Origin of the sequence: Erwinia artemisiae, assembly GCF_051400835.1 — a bacterium.
GTDB lineage: Bacteria > Pseudomonadota > Gammaproteobacteria > Enterobacterales > Enterobacteriaceae > Erwinia > Erwinia aeris.
This window is the reverse complement of the sequence record NZ_JBLFFM010000022.1, coordinates 1-2790: the sequence shown is the minus strand read 5'-3', so window position 1 is coordinate 2790 and position 2790 is coordinate 1. Positions and strand designations below refer to the sequence as shown.

At 54.5% G+C, this 2790-nt stretch carries 1 rRNA gene; it reads right to left on the bottom strand.

The features are described from left to right. Nucleotides 1-21 precede the first annotated feature (21 nt). Nucleotides 22-2790, bottom strand: a 23S ribosomal RNA gene (locus ACMGEE_RS21670); the annotation flags it as partial.

Here is a 2790-nt window from a genome sequence, read left to right as displayed (position 1 = left end):
CCAGAACGCTTCTGGCGTTGTAAGGTTAAGCCTCACGGGTCATTAGTACCGGTTAGCTCAACGCATCGCTGCGCTTACACACCCGGCCTATCAACGTCGTCGTCTTCAACGTCCCTTCAGGTGGCTTAAAGCCACAGGGAGAACTCATCTCGAGGCAAGTTTCGCGCTTAGATGCTTTCAGCGCTTATCTTTTCCGCACTTAGCTACCGGGCAGTGCCATTGGCATGACAACCCGAACACCAGCGGTGCGTTCACTCCGGTCCTCTCGTACTAGGAGCAACCCCTCTCAATTCTCCAGCGCCCACGGCAGATAGGGACCGAACTGTCTCACGACGTTCTAAACCCAGCTCGCGTACCACTTTAAACGGCGAACAGCCGTACCCTTGGGACCTACTTCAGCCCCAGGATGTGATGAGCCGACATCGAGGTGCCAAACACCGCCGTCGATATGAACTCTTGGGCGGTATCAGCCTGTTATCCCCGGAGTACCTTTTATCCGTTGAGCGATGGCCCTTCCATACAGAACCACCGGATCACTATGACCTGCTTTCGCACCTGCTCGAGCCGTCACTCTCGCAGTCAAGCCAGCTTATGCCATTGCACTAACCTCACGATGTCCGACCGTGATTAGCTGACCTTCGTGCTCCTCCGTTACTCTTTGGGAGGAGACCGCCCCAGTCAAACTACCCACCAGACACTGTCCGCACCCCGGATCACGGGGCCACGTTAGAACACCAGCCATTAAAGGGTGGTATTTCAAGGACGGCTCCACGCGGACTGGCGTCCACGCTTCGAAGCCTCCCACCTATCCTGCACATCAAGGACCAGTGTTCAGTGTCAAGCTGTAGTAAAGGTTCACGGGGTCTTTCCGTCTTGCCGCGGGTACACTGCATCTTCACAGCGATTTCAATTTCACTGAGTCTCGGGTGGAGACAGCCTGGCCATCATTACGCCATTCGTGCAGGTCGGAACTTACCCGACAAGGAATTTCGCTACCTTAGGACCGTTATAGTTACGGCCGCCGTTTACCGGGGCTTCGATCAAGAGCTTCTCCTTGCGGATAACCCCATCAATTAACCTTCCGGCACCGGGCAGGCGTCACACCGTATACGTCCACTTTCGTGTTTGCACAGTGCTGTGTTTTTAATAAACAGTTGCAGCCAGCTGGTATCTTCGACTGGCCTCGGCTCGGGGAGCAAGTCCCTCCACCTACGCGCCAGCGTGCCTTCTCCCGAAGTTACGGCACCATTTTGCCTAGTTCCTTCACCCGAGTTCTCTCAAGCGCCTTGGTATTCTCTACCTGACCACCTGTGTCGGTTTGGGGTACGATTCCGTGTTACCTGGAGCTTAGAGGCTTTTCCTGGAAGCAGGGCATCTGTTGCTTCAGCACCGTAGTGCCTCGTCGTCACGCCTCAGCCTTAGAGTGTTCCGGATTTGCCTGGAACACAAGCCTACACGCTTAAACCGGGACAACCGTCGCCCGGCCAACATAGCCTTCTCCGTCCCCCCTTCGCAGTAACACCGAGTACAGGAATATTAACCTGTTTCCCATCGACTACGCCTTTCGGCCTCGCCTTAGGGGTCGACTCACCCTGCCCCGATTAACGTTGGACAGGAACCCTTGGTCTTCCGGCGAGCGGGCTTTTCACCCGCTTTATCGTTACTTATGTCAGCATTCGCACTTCTGATACCTCCAGCAGACCTCACAGTCCACCTTCGACGGCTTACAGAACGCTCCCCTACCCAACAACGCATACGCGTCGCTGCCGCAGCTTCGGTGCATGGTTTAGCCCCGTTACATCTTCCGCGCAGGCCGACTCGACCAGTGAGCTATTACGCTTTCTTTAAATGATGGCTGCTTCTAAGCCAACATCCTGGCTGTCTGTGCCTTCCCACATCGTTTCCCACTTAACCATGACTTTGGGACCTTAGCTGGCGGTCTGGGTTGTTTCCCTCTTCACGACGGACGTTAGCACCCGCCGTGTGTCTCCCGTGATAACATTCTTCGGTATTCGCAGTTTGCATCGGGTTGGTAAGCCGGGATGGCCCCCTAGCCGAAACAGTGCTCTACCCCCGAAGATGAGTTCACGAGGCGCTACCTAAATAGCTTTCGGGGAGAACCAGCTATCTCCCGGTTTGATTGGCCTTTCACCCCCAGCCACAGGTCATCCGCTAATTTTTCAACATTAGTCGGTTCGGTCCTCCAGTTAGTGTTACCCAACCTTCAACCTGCCCATGGCTAGATCACCGGGTTTCGGGTCTATACCCTGCAACTTAACGCCCAGTTAAGACTCGGTTTCCCTGCGGCTCCCCTATACGGTTAACCTTGCTACAGAATATAAGTCGCTGACCCATTATACAAAAGGTACGCAGTCACCCCCATTAAGAAGGCTCCCACTGCTTGTACGTACACGGTTTCAGGTTCTGTTTCACTCCCCTCGCCGGGGTTCTTTTCGCCTTTCCCTCACGGTACTGGTTCACTATCGGTCAGTCAGGAGTATTTAGCCTTGGAGGATGGTCCCCCCATCTTCAGACAGGATATCACGTGTCCCGCCCTACTCTTCGAACCCACAATAAGCATGCCTTTGTGTACGGGAGTATCACCCTGTACCCTGCGACTTTCCAGACGCTTCCACTGACACACAAACTGATGATGGTTCCGGGCTGTTCCCCGTTCGCTCGCCGCTACTGGGGGAATCTCGGTTGATTTCTTTTCCTCTGGGTACTTAGATGTTTCAGTTCCCCAGGTTCGCCTTGCAGCACTATGTATTCATGCTGCAATGATGCACA